Raw genomic sequence first — 19,123 nt, forward strand, 5'->3', positions numbered from 1 at the left:
TGTTAGTTGCGTCAAAATTTATGATGTTTGATAAATATAACCAAAAAGGAAGAATAAATGAGCAAGATTCTTAATAATCTAACTATTCTTATCGTTGAGAATGAGGGAGATGGTAAAAAAATAGTACAAGAAGTTATGCGAGATAAATTCGAAAAAGTTATCACTGCTCAAAATGGCGATGAAGGACTTAAGAAATTTAAAAAATATAATCCAAATATGGTTATAACAGACGTTTTTATGCCTATAATGAATGGCCTTGATATGGCTAAAAGCATTAAAGAAATTTCAAAAGATACACCTATTATAGTTTTTAGCACAAATAGTGAAAAAGAGACACTTCTAAAAGCGATAGATGTCGGTATTGATAAATACGTTTTAAAGCCGATTGATCTTGATGATTTTTTGGTTACGTTAGAAAATGTTGCTAAAAATAAGATAGAAACAGCAAATATTATTCAGGTTACAAATGGATATAGTTTTAATAAAATAAAACGTGTGCTTATTAGAGATGGTGTTGAAATTTCTCTTACAAAAAAAGAGCTTGCATTTATATCTTTACTCATAAAAAGACTTGGTACGCTTGTGCTTCACGATGAAATAAAAAATGTTGTTTGGGTTGGCGAGAGCGTGACAGAGGCTGCTATTAGGACCTTTGTTAAACGTGTTAGAGATAAAGTCGGTAGTAATTTTATAAAAAATGTTCCTGGACTTGGTTACAAAATAGATAGAAGACTCTCCTAGTAAAAGAGAATTTATATTAATTAAGTCTTTTTATAGTTTTTCTACTCTAAAATAACCGAAAATTAATATAAATTTAACTAGGAGGAAAATTTATGCGACCATCCCAGTTGCTACATTATGATTATAGTGTGGCAAAACTCTTTATGTTCTCCACGATATTTTTTGGTATTGTTGGTATGGCTATTGGTGTTTTGGTAGCTTTTCAGCTTGCCTGTCCTGATCTAAACTATATAGCTGGTGAGTATTCGGCATTTGGTAGATTGCGTCCTCTTCATACTAACGGTATCATTTTTGGTTTTATGCTCTCTGGTATATTTGCCACTTGGTATTACATAGGACAGCGTGTCCTAAAAGTATCAATGAGTGAATCTCCATTTTTGATGTTCATTGGTAAGCTTCATTTTTGGCTTTATATACTTGTTATGATTCTAGCTGTTGTGACACTTTTTATGGGCGAGAGTACGTCTAAGGAGTATGCCGAGCTTGAGTGGCCACTAGATATTGCTGTAGTAGTAGTCTGGGTGCTTTGGGGTGTTAGTATATTTGGACTTATTGGTATTCGCCGTGAGAAGACGCTTTACATCTCAGTTTGGTATTACATTGCTACATTTCTTGGCGTTGCTATGCTTTATCTATTTAATAACATGGAAATTCCAACAAGACTAGTTAGTGGATATGGCTCATGGCTACACTCAGTTTCGATGTATGCTGGCTCAAATGATGCTTTGGTTCAGTGGTGGTACGGTCACAACGCAGTTGCGTTTGTGTTTACAGTAGCGATCATCGCCCAAATTTATTATTTCTTACCAAAAGAGAGCGGACAGCCAATATTTTCTTATAAGCTTTCGTTATTTTCATTCTGGGGCCTTATGTTTATCTATCTTTGGGCTGGCGGTCACCACCTAATATATACTGCTGTGCCTGATTGGATGCAGACTATGGGTTCGGTTTTTTCTATTGTTTTGATTTTACCTTCTTGGGGTTCAGCTATTAATATGCTTCTTACAATGAAAGGCGAATGGACACAACTTCGCGAGAGCCCGCTTATTAAATTTATGATTCTAGCTTCAACTTTTTATATGTTTTCAACTCTTGAAGGCCCTATCTTAGCCATCAAATCTGTAAATGCACTGGCTCACTATACTGACTGGGTGCCAGGACACGTACATGATGGCGCACTTGGCTGGGTTGGTTTTATGACTATGGCAGCACTTTATCATATGACGCCACGTGTCTTTAAGCGCGAAATTTATTCAAAATCCTTAATGGAAGCTCAATTTTGGATACAAACAACAGGTATCGTTTTATACTTTGCTTCGATGTGGATTGCTGGTATTACGCAAGGTATGATGTGGAGAGCAACTGATAGCTATGGAAATTTACTCTACTCATTTATTGATACTGTTGTAGTACTTATACCTTATTATTACATTAGAGCTATTGGCGGACTTTTGTATTTGATTGGCTTTTTGATGTTTGCTTACAATATTTATAAATCAACTTCTGCTAAAGCTATTTTGGCAGAGCCAAAAAGTGCAACGCCTATGGGTAGTGCTAAAGCCAATGTGGAGGTGATGTGATGTTTGCTTGGTTAGAAAAAAATCCATTCTTTTTTGCAGTTTGCGTCTTTATCGTCATAGCTTACGCTGGCGTGGTAGAAATTTTACCTGACTTTGCAAATAGAGCTAGACCACTCGAGGGTACAAAGCCTTATACAGTTTTAGAGCTTGCCGGAAAAAATATATATATACAAAATGGTTGCAACACTTGTCACTCACAGATGATACGCCCGTTTAAAGCAGAGACTGATAGATACGGCATGTACTCGTTAAGCGGCGAATTTGCTTATGATCGCCCTCATCTTTGGGGTTCAAAAAGAACGGGCCCAGATCTTATGCGTGTGGGTAATTATAGAACGACAGATTGGCATGAAAATCATATGTTAAACCCAGCCTCAGTTGTGCCAGGCTCGATCATGCCAGCATATCCATTTTTATTTAAGAAAAATGCTGATATAGAGACTGCTTACGCTGAAGCGCTAACTGTTAAAAAGGTTTTTAACACACCTTATGATGAGAAAGATATGCCAGCTCTTGGCACTTTTGAGCAAGCAAATGCTAATGTAAAAGAGCAGGCTGCAAGTATCGTTGAAAGCATGAAAGATGAGCAAGTAAAAAGTGCCTTTGCAAAAGGTGAGATTCGCCAGATTGTGGCACTTATCGCCTATCTAAATAGCCTAAAATAGGAGTTAGTAATGGATATTAGAGAACTTCAAGCTTATGGCTATTTTATTTTGACAGCATTCTTAGCTATCACTTTGTACGCTTATTTTTTTCATCTTTACAAAAGCGAAAAGCAAGGTAGAAGAAATTATGAGAAGTATTCAAGATTAGCCCTAGATGATGAGATCGGTAGTAAAATTTTAGAGCAAAAGGCTACAAAGGAGAGCGTATGCAATGGCTAAATTTAGAAGATAATATAAATTTACTTGCGTTAATAGGTGCCATCTTAATTATCGTACTAACTGTCGTTGTAGCTGGCAAGTATGTTGGTCAAATGAAAGTTAAAAAAGATGAAAGTGTAGAGCTTAGCGAGCACAACTGGGACGGAATAGGCGAGTATAAAAATCCAGTTCCATTTGGTTGGGCGGTAGTTTTTTTACTAACGCTTGTTTGGGCGATCTGGTATTATTTACTTGGTTATCCACTAAATTCTTACTCACAAATCGGTGAATATAATAAAGAGGTAAAAGAGGCAAACGCTAAATTTGAAAAAGAGTATGCAAACCCAAGCAAAGAAACGCTTCATGCTATGGGAGAGAGCGTATTTTTGGTGCAATGCTCAGCATGTCATGGCATCACAGGCGATGGCATTGGTGGCAAAGCTGCAAATTTACAAATTTGGGGTAGCGAACAAGGAATAATTGATACGATACTAAATGGCTCAAAGGGACTTGATTATCCTATGGGTGAGATGCCAGCAGGGCTAGCTGATGCTGATGGAGCAAAGGCTATCGCAGCTTATGTTGCAAAAGAGATAAGTGCTATAAAAAGTACAAAAAATGAAAATTTAGTAGCCATGGGAAAAGAGCTTTACGCAGCTTGTGCAGCTTGTCACGGAGATGATGGTAAAGGCATGGATGGTATGTCGGCTGACCTTAGTAAATATGGTTCAAGTGAGTTTATAGTGGATGTATTAAATCGTGGTAAAAACGGCAACATCGGTGTTATGCCTAAATTTAATGACGGCAGGCTAAACGAGATACAACAAAAAGCAGTTGGCGAATATGTCATATCGCTATCAAAGGGCGAATAATGGAAAATAAAAATAGAAACATCTTTGCTTTAAATGGTATTAGCGGTTATTTGGTGGCAGTTTTGCTTTTGCTATCTATCCTTGGCGTACTTACTTATATTGGTATTGGCTTGCAAAAAGATGTAGCAACTAAGCCTTACTCATTAAAAGATGCAAGTAGCATTGAGATGAAGAGCGTTGATAACGCTAAACACGTCATTATAAAGGAGTAGCGATGCTAGGCATAATAGAAAAAGCCATAATCTTGCTGATAGTTGTTGCAGGAGCTATTTGTGCGTGGTCAGTGCTTACATCAAACCACCTTTTTGTAGGCTAGGTGTGAGAAAATTTATACTCATTTTTATATTTTTGCTCTCACAAAGTTTGGCTTTGGGAGCAAATTTTGTGATAAATAATGATAAAATTCTAAGCCAAAAAGTAGGTGTAAAGCTAAATGAGATCGGTAGTGAGCTTTACGCAAAAAGCGGTATAAATTTAGCGGTTGGCATATATAAAGATGGTGAGCTAGAAGCTCTTTTTAAAGAGCAAAACCTTAGCTTGCCTTATGCTTTTTTACTGCTTATAAAGGATAAAAAGAAAGTAGAAATTTTTGCCGATTCTAATACTTCAAAGCTTTTTAATAAAGAACAAATTTTAAGTGTAAATCCAGAATCAGGAACGATAATTCCTATTTTGGTTTCTAAAAATGGCAAAGATGTCTATAACGCTGCTATATTAAATGGCTACGCTGATATTGCCGAACAAATCGCATCTAGCTTAAATTTACAGCTTGAAAGTAGTGTTGGAAATTCAAACAAAACTACATTAAATTTTTTAAGATTTTTCATCTATGGCTTGGTTGTATTTTTTATAATTGTTATCTTTTATAAAAAGGTAAAAAATGGATAAAAAAACTTTTTGGCCTTATGCTATTGTGCTTAGTTTCATTGCTATCATTATCGCTTGTGCAGTAACGATCATTATAGCACTGAAACATCCAGTCGAGATGGATAGCTCCTATATGCAAAGCTACCAAAATGTCGATGAAAACATAACCTTTATCAAAGAGAGTGAAAAACGCTTTGATGGAAAATTTGATCTAAAATTTGAGCCAAATTTTAATGTCCTAAATGCTAAGTTTAAATTTCATCTAACTCCTAAAAAAGGAGAAATTTCAGCTTTAAAATATGAAATTTTACTCACTCGCCCACAGACAAATAAAGAAAATAAAATTTTAAGAGCTTCATGGCATGAAAATGATCTAGTAAGTGAAGAAACAAGCCTAAAAGAAGGCAGGTGGCAGCTACTTTTAAGGCTAAGTGACACTAATGATACAAGGTATTATAAATTTGACCTTAATGTCACAAAATGATCTTAAAAATGCAGCTTTGGTATCCAAGAAAGATCTCGAAGCTGGATTTAAATTTTAACAAACTAATCTTTTTGGCTAAAACTAAAATCAAGTTGCTAAGTTCTTATCAAATAAAGCTATAAATCAAATCTCTTTAAATCCAAAATTTAATCCTAAACGCTCGCAAGTGCCGACATATTCTTTAAATTTATAGATTAATGGATGCCATTTTTGCGTATCTATCTTTTCATCTTTTAGTAAATTTTCATCTACAAAAATGCCTGTAATCTTGCAAGTAACGATGCTAAACCACTCTTTTAACTCTATCTTTTCTATAACCGTTTCTATCTGTATCTTGCACTCTTTTATCCTGACGGTTTTTACATTTATGCCAGGTTCTTTGCTGAGATTTGCTACCTTAAATTTGTCGTGCTCGTAGGTGTAGCCAAGATTCTTTTTTTCTTCTGGCACGTTACTATCACCAGTTAGTTTTTCCATTTTTTGCACAGCTTCTAACAGACCTTCATCACATAAATTTAGCGTTATATCTGAACCATTTTTGATATTTTTAAAGCCTTGATTTTCAATGCCTATGCCAAGCACTACTGTATTTCCTAACGTCCAAGAAGATGAAAGCACCGTGATATCATCGTTTGCATTTTTATCTTTTGTGGTGGCTAGCAAAACCGGAAAGCCGTAGTAAAAACCTTGTCTGTTTAACTTTTTATGCATTTTTGCTCCTTTTTTGTGATTGTAGCTTTTGGCTCTTTAAGGCTTAAAATTTTAATGTATTTAGATAAAAATTTAAAGCTTTAGCTAAGCGTAAAAAGCGCTCTTTTATCAGCATTTAGCTATCATTGCTTAAAAATTTAAGAGAGAAAAATGCATAACCTAAACCAACTTTTTGTATTTACGAACTCGCGTAAGATTCGTGAATTTAATGCAAGTTTTAATGATGAGCTAATCCCAAAAAGCCTAAGTATCGCTGAGTTTTATAAAAAGGTAGTTTATGTAGATGGTAGGTTTGAGATTGATAGCACCTATGCTTTAGTGCTTATGAATAGAGCCTGTGTCAGCGTCAAAAAGGCAAACTCGGTTCTTAAAATTCCAACTGAGTTTTTTGAGTTTTTGAAAAATAATGACTATCTTTTTTCATTTTTTAAAGAGCTAGCTATTAGTAAAAAGAGTATTGCTGAGATCAAATTTAACGATATTTACGCTAACTTTGAGGAGCATTTAGACATACTTGAAGCGGTTTTAAAAGAGTATGAGGACTTGCTTGATAGAGAAAGTCTCTACGATGATATAACCTTGCCAAAAATTTATAATGTAAATGAAGCTTACATCAAAAGCTTTAGTGAAATTTCACTACACATAGATGGAATTTTAAGCGAGTTTGAGTGGGAAATTTTAGAGAAAATCTCAAAGCTAACTACGCTAAAAATTATCTTTCAAACCAGTGTTTTCAACACAAAGCTAATCAATAAAATAAAGCAAATTTCAGCTATTAGCGAGATTGAAAACTATAAAAAATATGAGCTAAATTTAAAGACAAATGAGCTAATTTGCTTAGAAAATATCAAAAAATTTGAGCCAGTTTTAGAGAAGCGATTTGCGACTAGAAGCCTGCAATGTGCCTACGCTATGGCAAAGGCGAGCGAGTTTGTGCGTGAGGGCATAAAGCCTGAAAACATCGCTGTTATATTGCCAGATGAGAGTTTTAGTGAAATTTTAAGGCTACATGATAAAGATAAAATTTTTAACTACGCTATGGGTGAGAGCTTTAAAAATACAAAATTTTATGAGGCGCTTTTTTACATTACAAGAGCGATAAACGAAGAGGCAAGACCGGTTTTTGATCAAAGTAAGTGTGAGAGCTACGAGGAGCTTGGCTTTATCTTGAACACACTTGGCGTAAGCGAAGAGCTTTTTAATAAATTTAAATCAAGCTATTTTGATCTTTGCGACTTTGCTAAATTTAAAGAGCTAATAGATGAGCTTTTAATGCTTGAAAATGAGCCAAAATGCGAAGAGAAGCTCGCGCTTGAGCTTTTTAGGATTGAAAATTTATGCAGATATTTTAGCTTTAGCCTAAAGCAACTAAGTGAAATTTTCTTGCTAAATATCTCGCGTCTTAGCATAGATGATGTGGGTGGCGGAAAGATTAGTGTCATGGGCATGCTTGAGAGCCGTGGAATGAAATTTGATGGTGTGATCATAGTTGATTTTAATGATAACTTCATCCCAGCAAGAAGCACAAACGAGATGTTTTTAAACTCAAAAGTGAGGCAAAAAGCGGGGCTTATAAGCTACCTTGAGCGTGAAAATTTGCAGAGATTTTACTATGAAAGTCTTATAAACAATGCCAAAAAGGTCGCCATAAGCTGTGTTTTAAACGAAGAGAGTATTCCTTCAAGATTTTTAAAAAATTTCAAAACAATAAAAGATGAGAAATTTAGTGACGAGGCGTATTTAAAATTATTTTTAAAAGGAAGTACAAGCCTAAATTTAAGCGATAATGAGATTATTTTGGAGCATGATTTTTTCACTAAACCGCTATCATTTTCGACGCTAAATCTATTTTTAACTTGCCCAAGAAAGTATTATTACGCAAAGATAGCTGGTATAAAAGGAGCAAAAGCCATAGCAACTGAGCCAGGATCTAAACAAGGAAATAGCGTGCATAAGGCGCTTTATGAATACTACACAAGTGATTTTTATAGACAAAAAAATACCTTTGATTTGGCTATTTTTAAAGAAATACTTGCAAAGCAAGATTTTTCTTCGCTTGAGCTTGAGATTTGGTCGCAGAAATTTAAAGAATACGCAGAGTTTGAAAATGAACGTTTAAGTGCTGGCTTTAGAGTGCTTGAGTGCGAAAAAGACATAGAGAGCAGTTTTTGTGATGCAAAGATAAAAGGCATTATCGATAGGATCGATGCTAGCCCTGATGGCGAACCTTTTATACTTGATTATAAAACTGGTGAGGCAAATGCGAACTCGCTTCAGCTTGCATTTTATGAAGCACTTTATGGTAGCGAGGTAAAAAGTGCTTATTTTGCTCTAAAGAATGAACCTATGCTTATTAACTCTAAAAAAAGCGTAGATGATCTAAAGGCCGAGATAGAAAATCTAAAGAGTATAAATAACACTAAGATAAATTTTGAAAGAAAAAGCGGAGCTTGTAAATTTTGCGAGTATGCCATACTTTGTAGGAGAGAGTTATGAAAGATTTTTTAGCCCTAAAAGCAAGTGCTGGAAGCGGAAAAACATTCGCTTTAAGCGTTCGTTATATCGCTTTGGTGCTTAGAGGCGAAAATATAAACGAGATCATCGCTCTAACCTTTACCAAAAAAGCGGCCAATGAGATGAAAGAGCGCATAATCACAACTTTTTTGGACTTGCAAAACAAAAAAGATGAGCTTGATAAGCTTTGTAAAGAGCTTAGTTTGAACCAAGATGAGGTCATAAAAAGACGCGATGAGAAGCTTGATAGGTTTTTGCAAAGTGAGCTAAAAATTTATACATTTGATGCATTTTTTTCCGGAATCCTAAAGAAATTTAGTCAAAATTTAGGGCTTAGTCCTGATTACAGCGTGCAAGATAGTCTGCAAGATTTGGCGTGGAAAAAATTTGTAAAAGAGGCAAGTAAAGATCAAAAGCTTCTTAGTGAGCTTGCACTCATGATGATAATCTCAAGCCAAAAAGAGGCGAGTTTTTCGCAGACTTTGGCTAAATTTTATGAGAGCTTTGGTGGTGAGCTAAAAGATAGTGGTGCAAGCTATCCAGATGATAGCAAGGTAAGAGCAGCGCAAAAGGAGATAAATGAGCATATAGCCTTGCAAAATGGTGCTAGTGATACGGCTAAAAAGACATTTATTGAGCAAAATTTGTTTGAGCTTTTTAAAAACAAGGTCTTTGAAAGAGAGAGCCTAGATTACCGCACTTTTAGCAAAATTTATACAAGTGAGCTTGATAGACTCTTTAACGAGCTAAAAGAGGCGGCAAAAGAGTATATTTTGGAGGTCGAAAGATACAGACTTAGCGGTTTTAGCAAGCTCTTAAATGTTTATAAACATTCAAATTTAGAGCTAAATAAAGAGATAAACGCTTTAAGTTTTGCTGATATAAATAAGCTGGTCTTTAAGCTTTTGGTTGAAAATTTTGATAAAGATGTGCTTTATTTTAGGCTTGATGGCCGCATAAATCACCTTTTGATAGATGAGTTTCAAGATACAAACGTGATCCAATATGAGATCATCTTGCCAATTATCACTGAGATCGTTTCAGGATACGGACAAAACGGGCTCGGGAGCTTTTTTTATGTTGGAGATACGAAGCAGAGTATCTATAAATTTAGGGGCGGTAAAAAAGAGCTTTTTGATAAGCTTGGAGAGAAATTTGAGCAAATTTTGGTAGAAAATTTGCCTCGCAACTATCGCAGTTTAAAGGCTTTGGTGAAATTTAATAATGCTATTTTTGAAGAAATTTATCATAGGTATGGGCTTAGCTTTGAGCCGCAAGAACCAGCTAAAAAAGATAAGGAGCTAAGCTACAAAGTAAGTGGCGAGTGTCCTTATTTTGAAGCCGAGGAAGATGACTATGGCTACTTGCGTGTGCTAAGTGACGAGGATATCGCGGGTGCGGCAGTTTCACAAGTAAAAGAGCTACTTGTTGCTGGCGTAAATGCAAGTGAGATAACTGTGCTTTGCTGGAAAAATAGTGACATCAGCCTCATCTCAGAGGTGCTTAGCAGTGAGGGAATAAAAAGCGTAAATGAAGGCACCTTGGAGCTAAAGCGAACACCGTTTGTTGCAGCGATCATCGAGTATGCAAAATTTTGTCTTTTTAGTGAAGAAATTTATGAAAAAAATGTAAAAGCACTCATAAACACAAATCCTAAAAGGCTAAAAATAAAAGCTGAAGATAGTGCGACAAAAAGCCTATTTTATCTAGCTAAAAATTTATACATAAATATGGCTGACGTTGATATTTTAAGGCTTTTTGAGTTAAGTAGTGGCTACAAAAATTTAAGCGATTTTATCTTTAATCTTGAAAATTTCAGCTCTAAAATCAGTCCTAAAAATGCTGACGGCGTAAAAATAATGACAGTTCATAAGTCAAAAGGGCTCGAGTTCGCTCACGTGATAGTTTGTGATATGATGAGTAAGGGTAGGGGTGATGACTCAAACTTTATAACAGAATATAACGAAAAAGGCGAGTGGATAGTAAAAAGTAGAATTTCTGGCAGAGAAAATTTTGACCCTGAGTATGCTGGTGTGTTAGAGCAAATAAAAGAGCTTGAAAAGCAAGAAAATATCAATAAAATTTACGTTGCTTTCACTAGAGCTACAAAGTCACTTATCATCGTTAAACAAGCTACTCCAAGTGGAAATAGCCCTAGCTTTTTTTCTTTTTATACTAGAAGTGATAAAAGCGAAGTAAGCGACTATCTTGATCTAAAAGAGTTTAGCTTTGGCAAAATTTTGCCTAGCAAGAGCGAGCAAAAAGAGGCTACAAAAGATGAAAAAATGCCTGAAATTTTAAAGATAGAAAGGCAAGATGTAGAGGCAAGAGAGCAAAAAACGAGCGGTAAAAATTTAGAGGCAATCTATTTTGGTTTAGCGTTTCACTATTTGCTTGAGATGAGTGAGAAATTTGATGAAAATTCGCTTTTAAAAGCTAAGAGTTTAATGCTAAATAAATTTTATAAATTTCTCTCACCTGATAGGCTTGAAGATGCCTTTAAACGGGCAAAAATGCTAATAAATGAGCCAAAATTTCTAAAGTGTATAAAAGATAAAGAAATTTACAAAGAGCAGCCATTTAAAGTAAAAAACGAACTAAAACAGATGGACTTATTTTGTATTGGAGAGAGCGAAATTTGCGTGATTGACTATAAAACGACAGATAAAAATATTGAGGAAAATAAAAAACAAGTTGGAGAATACAAAGAGGCATTAAGTAAATTTTATCCAAAACATAGTATAATCGCCGTCATCTTCTACGCTCTTGATGGAAAAATTTCATATATTGAAGTTTAAATGCTACTTAATTTAAGCTTTATAAAAGCATTGTTTAAATACAATCACAACTCAAAAATTAACTTGGCAAAGGTAAGAAAATGACAAAAATAACAAAGCCAAACGAAGTTAAACGAGACTGGATCGTTGTTGATGCAGCTGGTAAACGTTTTGGTAGATTGCTAACTGAGGTAGCAATTATACTTCGTGGCAAAAACAAACCATGCTTCACGCCAAACGTAGATTGTGGCGACTATGTTATCATCATAAATGCTTCAAAAGTAGAATTTACTGGTAATAACAAAGCTGAAGATAAACTTTATCACAGACACTCAGGATACTTTGGTAGCGTAAAGAGTGAAAAATTTGGCGATTTGATAGCAAATAAGCCAGAAAAACTATTTAAATTAGCTGTTCGTGGAATGCTTCCAAAAACTAAACTTGGAAGAGAGATGATAAAAAAACTAAAAGTTTATGCTGGCAGTGAGCATCCTCATACGGCACAAATAGCTAAAAAAGAAGGAAAATAATTATGGCAAAAGTTTATGCAACTGGTAAAAGAAAAACTGCCGTAGCAAAGGTTTGGATAAAAGCTGGAAGCGGTAAAATCGTAGTAAATGGTATGGACCTTAATACTTGGCTTGGCGGACATGAAGCTATAAAGCTTAAAGTAATTCAGCCACTTTTAGTAACAAAACAAGAGAGTTTAATAGATGTAGTAGCCACAACTTTAGGTGGTGGTTATTCAGCACAAGCAGAGGCTTTGAGACACGGTATTTCACGTGCTTTAGCTGATATGGATGCTGATTTTAGAGCAGCACTTAAACCAAAAGGCTTATTAACTAGAGATTCTCGTGTTGTTGAACGTAAGAAATTTGGTAGAAGAAAGGCAAGAAGAAGCCCACAATTCTCTAAACGTTAATGAGTTTTTGCAAGTGCTTTTGCATTTGCAAAATTTAAGTTGTGTAAATTTCAAATTTACATTGTTAATTAAATTATGATTTAGAGTCGGTTAAATTTTATTCAGTTAAAATGTAACCACTTTAAAATAAATCCTAAGAAAGGAATTCTAAATATGAAAAAGATTGCTTTAGCTATGGTTGCCGCAACAGCGGTTTTTGCGTCTAACGCAGCATATAATTATGAAGTTACTCCAACTATTGGTGGTGTTCACCCAGAGGGAAATTTACGTGTAAAAGACCACAACTTCGTTGGTGTTAGAGCTGCTAGAAATCTTGAAGATTTTTTCTTTGACCAAGTAGAGCTTGGTGTTGATTACACTCAAAAAGCAAAAGAAAAAACAGGTAGCTTAACAAGAGAAGGAAGAGTTCTTAGATATCATGCAAATCTTGTAAAAGATATAGTTGATTTTGGACCAGTTAGTCTATATGGCTTAGTTGGTGCTGGTTATGAAGATGTTCCAGCTATTTTTGTTAAAAATGAAGATGGCGGTTTTGGCCAATATGGTTTTGGTTTAAGATATCAAGTAACTGATAGATTCGCTCTTAAAGCAGAAGCAAGAGACGCTATCAAATTTGAACATGCTGATCATAACCTATTCTATTCACTAGGCTTTGGTATCGGTCTTGACTCAAAAGCAGCTCCAGTTGTGGCAGCAGCTCCAGTTGCAGCAGCAACTCCAGCAGCAACTCCAGTTCTTGATGATGATAACGATGGCGTGCCAAATGATATAGATCAATGCCCTAACACTCCAGCTGGCGTGGTTGTTGACGAAAGAGGATGCGAGAAAGTTATCGTTCTTAGAGATCTAGATGTTAACTTTGCATTTGATAGCTACAAAGTTGGACCAAAATATGCAGCTGAGATCAAAAAAGTAGCTGACTTCATGGGTGAACACCCAGATTATAAAGTTGTACTTGCTGGTCACACTGATAGCGTAGGTGCAGAAGCTTATAACCAAAAACTATCTGAAAAAAGAGCAAAAGCTGTAGCTGATGTTCTTGCTGGCTATGGCGTAAGTGAGGATAAAATTTCAACAGTTGGCTACGGTGAGCTTAAACCAATTGCTACAAACAAAACTAAAGAAGGCCGCGCTCAAAATAGACGCGTTGAAGCTACTTTCAATAAATAATCTTAATTGTTTAAAATTACTTCTTTTGGGGCTTAGCTTCGGCTAGGCCCTTTTTTATTTCTACGGAGAAAATGATGGGAAAAACCATACTTTTTGATTTAGACGGTACACTTATTGACTCAACTTCTGCTATTTTAAAAGGATTTGATAGAGCTTTTTTATCTCATGGCAAAAAAAAGCCAGACCATAATGCATTAAAGTCTTTGGTTGGTCATCCGCTTGAAATAATGTTTGAAAGACTTGGTGCAAGCAAAAATTTAATTGATAGCTATATAAAAGAATATAAAGCTTGCTACGAAAAAATTTATCTTGATGAGACGGTACTCTTAGATTATGCAAGTGAAGCATTGAAGGAGGCAAGTAGCTTTGCTGATATTGGTATAGTTACTACGAAAACTTCAAAATTTTCTATTATCTTGCTTGAGCATTTAGGGGTTATGAAATATATAAAAACTGTTGTTGGAAGAGACGATGTTGCTAATCCAAAACCAAATCCAGAGCCAATAAATTTGGCTTTAGATAGACTTAATAAAGATAAAAATAATGCATTTATGGTAGGTGATACCATTATGGATATAATGGCTGCACAAGCCGCTTTTATTACAGGCGTGGGTCTAACTTGTGGATATGGTCAAAAGAATGATTTGGAGAAATTTAGTAAACATATTTTCTCAAACCCATTTGAAGCCGTTAGCTTTATAAAAGAAGTTTGATAATCTAATATTCCCGAGCTGCTTATACTTTAAAGTAAATTTAACCTAACGTTTAGCTTGCTTGGCTATAAAATTTATTCCAAAAATTCGTTGCTTTTGTTTGGCATAAAATCTTTTTAAAGTATTTATTATGAATTTTTAACATCTAAATTACTCTGAATAAATTTGCTTAAAAACGCTACTTTCATGGTAATTTTATCTTATTTAAAATATAAAATTTATCTAAAATTAGCTAACTTCTAGGAGATCATGGATTTAAGACCTTAGCCACTTTTAGAGCGCTTGCAAATGCAAAATGCAAGTTATATCCGCCAAGCATGCCAGTGACTTCTAAGACTTCACCAATAAAATAAAGTCCCTTAACATTATAAGCTTGTAAATTTTCATCTAAAAATTCACTCTTTATGCCGCCTTTTGTAACTTCCGCTCTTTCAAAGCCAAATGTCCCAGCTGGGGCAAATTCATAAGCAAAAAGCCTTTTTATGATTTGTCTCTCTTCATCGCTAAATTCATAAAAGGCTCTATCTTTTAAGCTAAAATTTTTTAAGAACTCTAGCACAAATCTCTTTGGTAAGGGCAAAACCGAGCTAAGCTGCTTTTTACCATTTACTAAATTTTTCTCACTAAATTTGGGCAAAAAATTTATACAAATTCGACCCTTTTGCCAAAATAACGAGGCATTTAGTATTGCTGGTCCGCTTATGCCCTTATGTGTAAAAAGCAGATTGTCACTAAATTTATGGCTCTCGTTTTTGCTATTTATCTCCACATCTGCGTTTAGGCTAACGCCACTAAGTTCTTTAAACCAAAACTCATCTTTTTGCACGCTAAATCCAACAAGTGCAGGTGCAAGTGCTGATGTTTCAATGCCAAAATCATTTGCTATTTTATAGCCAATGTCACTTGCGCCAAGGGCTTTGTAGCTTAGTCCGCCACTTGCGATGACTAAATTTCTAGCTCTAAATTTCTTATCTTTTGTCAAAATTTCAAAAATTTCATCTACTTTTTTAGCACTAAGAACCTCTTTGTTGTAAAAAATATCTGCATTTTGCCCTTTTAAAAGTACGCTCAAGACGCTTTTTGCACCGCTATCACAGAAAAATTGATTTTGCTTTTGCTCACTAAATTTAAGCTCGCTAAAAAAAATTAAAACTTGATCTGGAGTCAGTACTTTTAAAATTTGCTCTATAAATTTTTGCTCTCCAAGATAATTTTTAGCGCTTATGAAGCGGTTTGTGATGTTGCATCTACCCCCGCCACTTGTTAGGATCTTTTTACCAGCGCTGCTGTTTTTCTCTAAGATGGCAATCTTTTTACCCTTTAAATTTGCTCCTAAAAATAGTCCGCTAGCACCGGCGCCAATGATGATGACGTCGTAGATCAAAACTTCAAACTCTCTTTTAAAGCCGCCTCGCTTGTTAGGCGAGAGTCAAATTTGATCACTTGATTTTTCTCGTTTTTGTAATAATCCACTACACCTTTTTGGCTATTTAGTAGCTCTAAATTTAAGCTAACTTCAGGGCTTAGATAGATATTTTTAAAAATTCTTGGATCGCTCAGGCTAAAGAGTAAAATAAGCCATATCAGGCAAAGCACCACGCAGATGATGGCGAGTACTTTAAAGCCAAAAGCATGCAAGATGTATCCACCAAACGCACCTCCAACAAAGCTTCCTAAATAACCAAATGAATTAAATACACCAAGGGCTGAGCCTTTTTGTGAGGATTTTACAAATTTTGTTGCGGTTGATTGCATGATGGGTTCGTGAAGGTTAAATCCTATAAAAAATATAGCAACTCCCAAAATGAAGATAAAAAGCGTAAAACTAATGGCAAAAATGGTGTAGGTTAGAGCAAAAAGCAGCGTACCAGCTATCAAGATGACCTTGCTAAGTCCCTTGCCATCGCCAAGGGCGCCAGCTAGCCCCATAGCCAAAAAGCCAAGCACGGCGCCAAGTGTATAGACCTTGTAAAGCTCGCTACTTTCGTAACCATACTCTTTTACCAAAACGATAGGGATCACCAAAAATGCGATACTTGCTAGCATCTTTTGCATAAAAGAGGTGAAATTTATGATCATGTAGTCTTTTTGTAAAAACAGCTTACCAAATGGCACTTTTTCACTTTTGGCACTCACTTTTATCTCTTTTGGCACAACGGTATAAAGAAGTACAATGCAAAGTAGGCTAAGAGCGGCACTTAGGTAAAAAAGGCTTGAAAGCCCGAAACTTCTAGCAAGAAGCGGTCCAAGCACCATCGAAAGCGTGAAGCTAAGCCCTATAAAAGCACCCATTATCGCCATGGCTTTTGAACGTTTTTCTTCTGTTATATAGTCACTTATCATCGCAGTCGCAACTGCTCCGATAGCACCTACACCTTGTAAAAATCTACCAAATAGCATGGTAAAAATATCGCTTGTAAGTGCACAAATTATTGAGCCGATGATAAAAACCAAAAGTCCGATCGTTAATGTTTTTTTGCGTCCTATCCTATCCGAGAGCGCTCCAAAAGGTACTTGAAATATCATTTGTGAGATCGCATAGACGCCTACTATTAGCCCTACTAAAAACTCGTTTGCTCCGTGTAAATTCAAGGCATAAAGGCTAAGTACCGGTAAAACTATAAAAAGACCTAAAAATCTGCTTGCTATGATAAAAGATAGTGGTAAAACGCTTTTTAACATAAAAATTTTCCTTATTTTTAAAAGGACTAAGTTTATCATTTTAACGCTAATTTAAATTTAAAAATTTAATCTATTTTTTTGTAAAATACGCCCAAAAATCAAGGAGCTCTTGCAATGAAGATCGTGCTTGCGACGTCAAATTTAGACAAAGTAAAAGAGATAAAAGAGTTTTTAAAAGGCTATGAAATTTACGCCTTAAGTGAGGTTATAAAGCCATTTGAGATCGTTGAAGATGGCAGCAGCTTTCAGCAAAATGCACTCATAAAGTCAAGAGCCGTATTTGCAAAGCTTAAAGAGCAGGGGCTTGGGGGCGAATTTATTGTACTTAGCGATGATAGCGGCATTAGTGTGGATGCACTTGGCGGTGAGCCGGGGATTTATTCGGCTCGTTATTTTGACCTTGATGAAAATGGCAAAGTATGCGGTAAAAACGCAAATGACGCAAATAACAGGGCAAAGCTCATCAGCAAGCTAAAGGCGCTAAATTTAGAGAGTTCACCAGCTCACTATACTGCTTGTATCGCTATTAGCTCGAAATTTGGAGATTACACTACGCACGGCTTTATGTATGGAAGAGCGATAGATGAGGAGCGTGGTACAAATGGCTTTGGTTACGACGCACTTTTTATCCCAAATGGCTTTAACAAGACACTTGGTGAGCTAGATAATGAGACGAAGCTTAAAATTTCTCACCGTTCAAAGGGACTTGAGCTTGCAAATTTCGTGCTAAAAAGTCTAAAGAAAAACTTTAGTTAAGCCCATTTAGCCCTTTGTTAGCTCTCTCTAAAAGATCCCGTGCGCGAGGATTTTGCTCTTTTCCATTTAAAATTTCAAGCACTTTTTTGTAGTTTTGGGTAGCTTCGTCCTTTTGATTAAGCTTTGCTAGGTCGTTAGCAAGCTCTACTAAAAGCTCTGATCGCACAAGCTCGTTGCCGCTTAACTCCGGCGTGATATCAAGTAAATTTAGCGCTAAAAGGTGGTTTTCGTGGGCTTTGTCAAAGTCGTTTTTTAGGTAGTAGGCGCTAGCGATGCCTTTTATACAGATGAGTTCGTCGTTCATTGGGGCATTTGGCGCGTTGTCATAAATTTTTAGAGCTTCTTGAAAATTAGCAAGTGCTTCGTCGTATCTGCCTAGCGCCTTTTGTGCCGCACCTAGGCTATGATAAGAGCGAGCTAGTAGCAGCTTGTCGCTAACGTTTGCCGCAAGCTCTAGGGCTCTTTGTGAGAGCTCTAACGCCTTTTGTGGCTCTTTATTTACCATGCAAATGCTAGCGCTATTTATGAGCGAAGTGATCGCCTGCTCGGTGTCGCCTTCTTTTAAGCAGACATCAGTCGCTTGCTCGGCTAAATTTATGGCTCTCTCCAAATTTCTATCGCTTTTATAAAACTCCCTCACACTCTCTTGTATTAGTTCGTCACAGCTACTTGCAAAGAGGCAAATAGGCGCTAAAAATGGCAAAATTTTCTTCATGTTTTTACCTTTAAAATTTCGCGCTATTGTAGCGATTAAAAGCAAATTTTGTTCAGTATTGCCTCATAAATCATTATTATTTCTTGGCAAATAAACTTGTGACATTATTTTTATGTCTTCTTCTGGATTTTCGATTTGAGTATCAATTATCTGCCTCATTAGCGCCATGCAAAATTTCATACCCATCTCTTCTGCGATTATATCTTTTAGATAAATATTTGTTATTTCATTGTATTCACTGGGAAATTTAACAGAAAAATAAGTCATTTTTTTCTTTTTTACTTCCCATATTCTATATTTGACCTCTGATTTATCATCAATTTTATATTCTTTTGCCTTGATGAGAAATTTATTTATTTGCCCAGCCTTATCCCAAGTGGCAAGACTTTTATTTATATATACTTCATCCCATGTGTCAAAAATAGGAAAGTGCAATAAGAGGTTTCTAATAAAACTAAATAGATCATCGGCAATCAATCCTTCAAAAAAAGGTCGTCCTCCTTTTTTCATCCACTTTAAATATTCTTTAATTGGTTCATAATTAGAAATCTCTTTAAATACCGAAAATGCTTCTCTGAGTCTATAAAATCTAAAGCATGGCTCTTGAGTTTTAAAATTTTCATTAGAAATTTCATCATATAAAAAATAGAATCTATTATAAAAAAGAGTTAATGCTTCTACCTCTTTTTTATTCGGTCTTTGCTTACCATTTTTAATCATTGGTGTCTCTTTTTGTGTCCTCTTGCCAGGCGCTAA

The 19,123-nt window shown here is 35.6% G+C and carries 20 protein-coding genes; 15 read left to right on the forward strand and 5 right to left on the reverse strand.

The annotated features are described in order from the left end of the window. Positions 1-57: 57 nt before the first annotated feature. The 8 genes from G6W45_RS00300 (at position 58) to G6W45_RS00335 (ending at position 5,407) form a co-directional block, all read left to right on the forward strand. A complete protein-coding gene (locus G6W45_RS00300; RefSeq protein WP_194167141.1) occupies positions 58-741 on the forward strand; it encodes a response regulator transcription factor in 684 nt (227 codons plus the stop codon). Between the two features lie 92 nt (positions 742-833). After that, on the forward strand, positions 834-2,321 hold the full coding sequence (gene ccoN, locus G6W45_RS00305) for a cytochrome-c oxidase, cbb3-type subunit I (protein WP_194167142.1): 1,488 nt from the start codon (positions 834-836) through the stop codon (positions 2,319-2,321). After that, entirely contained in the window at positions 2,321-2,986 is a 666-nt protein-coding gene (ccoO, locus tag G6W45_RS00310; RefSeq protein WP_084041629.1) for a cytochrome-c oxidase, cbb3-type subunit II, read from the forward strand. Before ccoN ends, ccoO begins: the two co-directional genes overlap by 1 nt. 9 nt (positions 2,987-2,995) lie before the next feature. Then, the gene (locus G6W45_RS00315) at positions 2,996-3,205 is read left to right on the forward strand and encodes a cytochrome c oxidase, cbb3-type, CcoQ subunit (protein ID WP_021090915.1); all 210 of its coding nucleotides are present in this window, start codon (positions 2,996-2,998) and stop codon (positions 3,203-3,205) included. Further along, on the forward strand, positions 3,193-4,056 hold the full coding sequence (locus G6W45_RS00320; protein WP_103592810.1) for a cbb3-type cytochrome c oxidase N-terminal domain-containing protein: 864 nt from the start codon (positions 3,193-3,195) through the stop codon (positions 4,054-4,056). The genes G6W45_RS00315 and G6W45_RS00320 overlap by 13 nt, the downstream gene beginning before the upstream one ends. Continuing rightward, complete coding sequence (locus tag G6W45_RS00325; protein ID WP_021090794.1) at positions 4,056-4,268, forward strand: DUF4006 family protein; 213 nt, start codon at positions 4,056-4,058, stop codon at positions 4,266-4,268. Before G6W45_RS00320 ends, G6W45_RS00325 begins: the two co-directional genes overlap by 1 nt. 106 nt (positions 4,269-4,374) lie before the next feature. After that, positions 4,375-4,944: a hypothetical protein gene (locus tag G6W45_RS00330; RefSeq protein WP_194167143.1), complete on the forward strand. Its 570-nt coding sequence runs from the start codon at positions 4,375-4,377 to the stop codon at positions 4,942-4,944. Further along, positions 4,937-5,407 carry a FixH family protein gene (locus G6W45_RS00335; RefSeq protein ID WP_194167144.1) on the forward strand — a complete coding sequence of 157 codons (471 nt, stop codon included), beginning with the start codon at positions 4,937-4,939 and terminating at the stop codon, positions 5,405-5,407. Before G6W45_RS00330 ends, G6W45_RS00335 begins: the two co-directional genes overlap by 8 nt. 123 nt (positions 5,408-5,530) lie before the next feature. On the opposite strand, the gene G6W45_RS00340 is transcribed toward G6W45_RS00335, so the two are convergent. Continuing rightward, the gene (locus G6W45_RS00340; RefSeq protein ID WP_194167145.1) at positions 5,531-6,118 is read right to left on the reverse strand and encodes a flavin reductase; all 588 of its coding nucleotides are present in this window, start codon (positions 6,116-6,118) and stop codon (positions 5,531-5,533) included. 150 nt (positions 6,119-6,268) lie between these two features. Here G6W45_RS00340 and G6W45_RS00345 point away from each other — a divergent pair, with 150 nt between their 5' ends. The 6 genes from G6W45_RS00345 to G6W45_RS00370 all read left to right on the forward strand — a co-directional run bounded on the left by G6W45_RS00345 (position 6,269) and on the right by G6W45_RS00370 (position 14,214). Further along, the gene (locus G6W45_RS00345; protein WP_194167146.1) at positions 6,269-8,614 is read left to right on the forward strand and encodes a PD-(D/E)XK nuclease family protein; all 2,346 of its coding nucleotides are present in this window, start codon (positions 6,269-6,271) and stop codon (positions 8,612-8,614) included. Continuing rightward, complete coding sequence (locus G6W45_RS00350) at positions 8,611-11,430, forward strand: RecB-like helicase (RefSeq protein WP_194167147.1); 2,820 nt, start codon at positions 8,611-8,613, stop codon at positions 11,428-11,430. Before G6W45_RS00345 ends, G6W45_RS00350 begins: the two co-directional genes overlap by 4 nt. Positions 11,431-11,510: 80 nt before the next feature. Further along, a complete protein-coding gene (rplM, locus tag G6W45_RS00355) occupies positions 11,511-11,939 on the forward strand; it encodes a 50S ribosomal protein L13 (RefSeq protein WP_194167148.1) in 429 nt (142 codons plus the stop codon). Positions 11,940-11,941: 2 nt separating this feature from the next. Then, positions 11,942-12,331, forward strand: coding sequence for a 30S ribosomal protein S9 (rpsI, locus tag G6W45_RS00360; RefSeq protein ID WP_021084780.1), 390 nt, complete (start codon positions 11,942-11,944; stop codon positions 12,329-12,331). Between the two features lie 153 nt (positions 12,332-12,484). After that, complete coding sequence (locus G6W45_RS00365; RefSeq protein WP_084041636.1) at positions 12,485-13,501, forward strand: OmpA family protein; 1,017 nt, start codon at positions 12,485-12,487, stop codon at positions 13,499-13,501. A 74-nt stretch (positions 13,502-13,575) separates the two neighbouring features. Continuing rightward, the gene (locus tag G6W45_RS00370) at positions 13,576-14,214 is read left to right on the forward strand and encodes an HAD family hydrolase (RefSeq protein ID WP_194167149.1); all 639 of its coding nucleotides are present in this window, start codon (positions 13,576-13,578) and stop codon (positions 14,212-14,214) included. Positions 14,215-14,461: 247 nt separating this feature from the next. Here G6W45_RS00370 and G6W45_RS00375 read toward each other — a convergent pair whose 3' ends face one another. Both G6W45_RS00375 and G6W45_RS00380 read right to left on the reverse strand, forming a co-directional pair. After that, on the reverse strand, positions 14,462-15,598 hold the full coding sequence (locus G6W45_RS00375) for a BaiN/RdsA family NAD(P)/FAD-dependent oxidoreductase (RefSeq protein WP_194167150.1): 1,137 nt from the start codon (positions 15,596-15,598) through the stop codon (positions 14,462-14,464). Beyond that, a complete protein-coding gene (locus tag G6W45_RS00380; RefSeq protein ID WP_194167151.1) occupies positions 15,595-16,896 on the reverse strand; it encodes an MFS transporter in 1,302 nt (433 codons plus the stop codon). The genes G6W45_RS00375 and G6W45_RS00380 overlap by 4 nt, the downstream gene beginning before the upstream one ends. A gap of 114 nt (positions 16,897-17,010) precedes the next feature. Between G6W45_RS00380 and G6W45_RS00385 the strand changes: the two genes are divergently transcribed. Continuing rightward, positions 17,011-17,652: a non-canonical purine NTP pyrophosphatase gene (locus tag G6W45_RS00385; protein ID WP_107709262.1), complete on the forward strand. Its 642-nt coding sequence runs from the start codon at positions 17,011-17,013 to the stop codon at positions 17,650-17,652. Here G6W45_RS00385 and G6W45_RS00390 read toward each other — a convergent pair. Then, positions 17,645-18,367 carry a tetratricopeptide repeat protein gene (locus G6W45_RS00390; protein ID WP_194167152.1) on the reverse strand — a complete coding sequence of 241 codons (723 nt, stop codon included), beginning with the start codon at positions 18,365-18,367 and terminating at the stop codon, positions 17,645-17,647. The genes G6W45_RS00385 and G6W45_RS00390 overlap by 8 nt on opposite strands. Positions 18,368-18,430: 63 nt before the next feature. Continuing rightward, positions 18,431-19,087 carry a hypothetical protein gene (locus G6W45_RS00395; protein WP_084109095.1) on the reverse strand — a complete coding sequence of 219 codons (657 nt, stop codon included), beginning with the start codon at positions 19,085-19,087 and terminating at the stop codon, positions 18,431-18,433. Between the last annotated feature and the right edge of the window lie 36 nt (positions 19,088-19,123).

It is taken from the genome of Campylobacter concisus (assembly GCF_015229955.1).
Lineage (GTDB): Bacteria > Campylobacterota > Campylobacteria > Campylobacterales > Campylobacteraceae > Campylobacter_A > Campylobacter_A concisus_AT.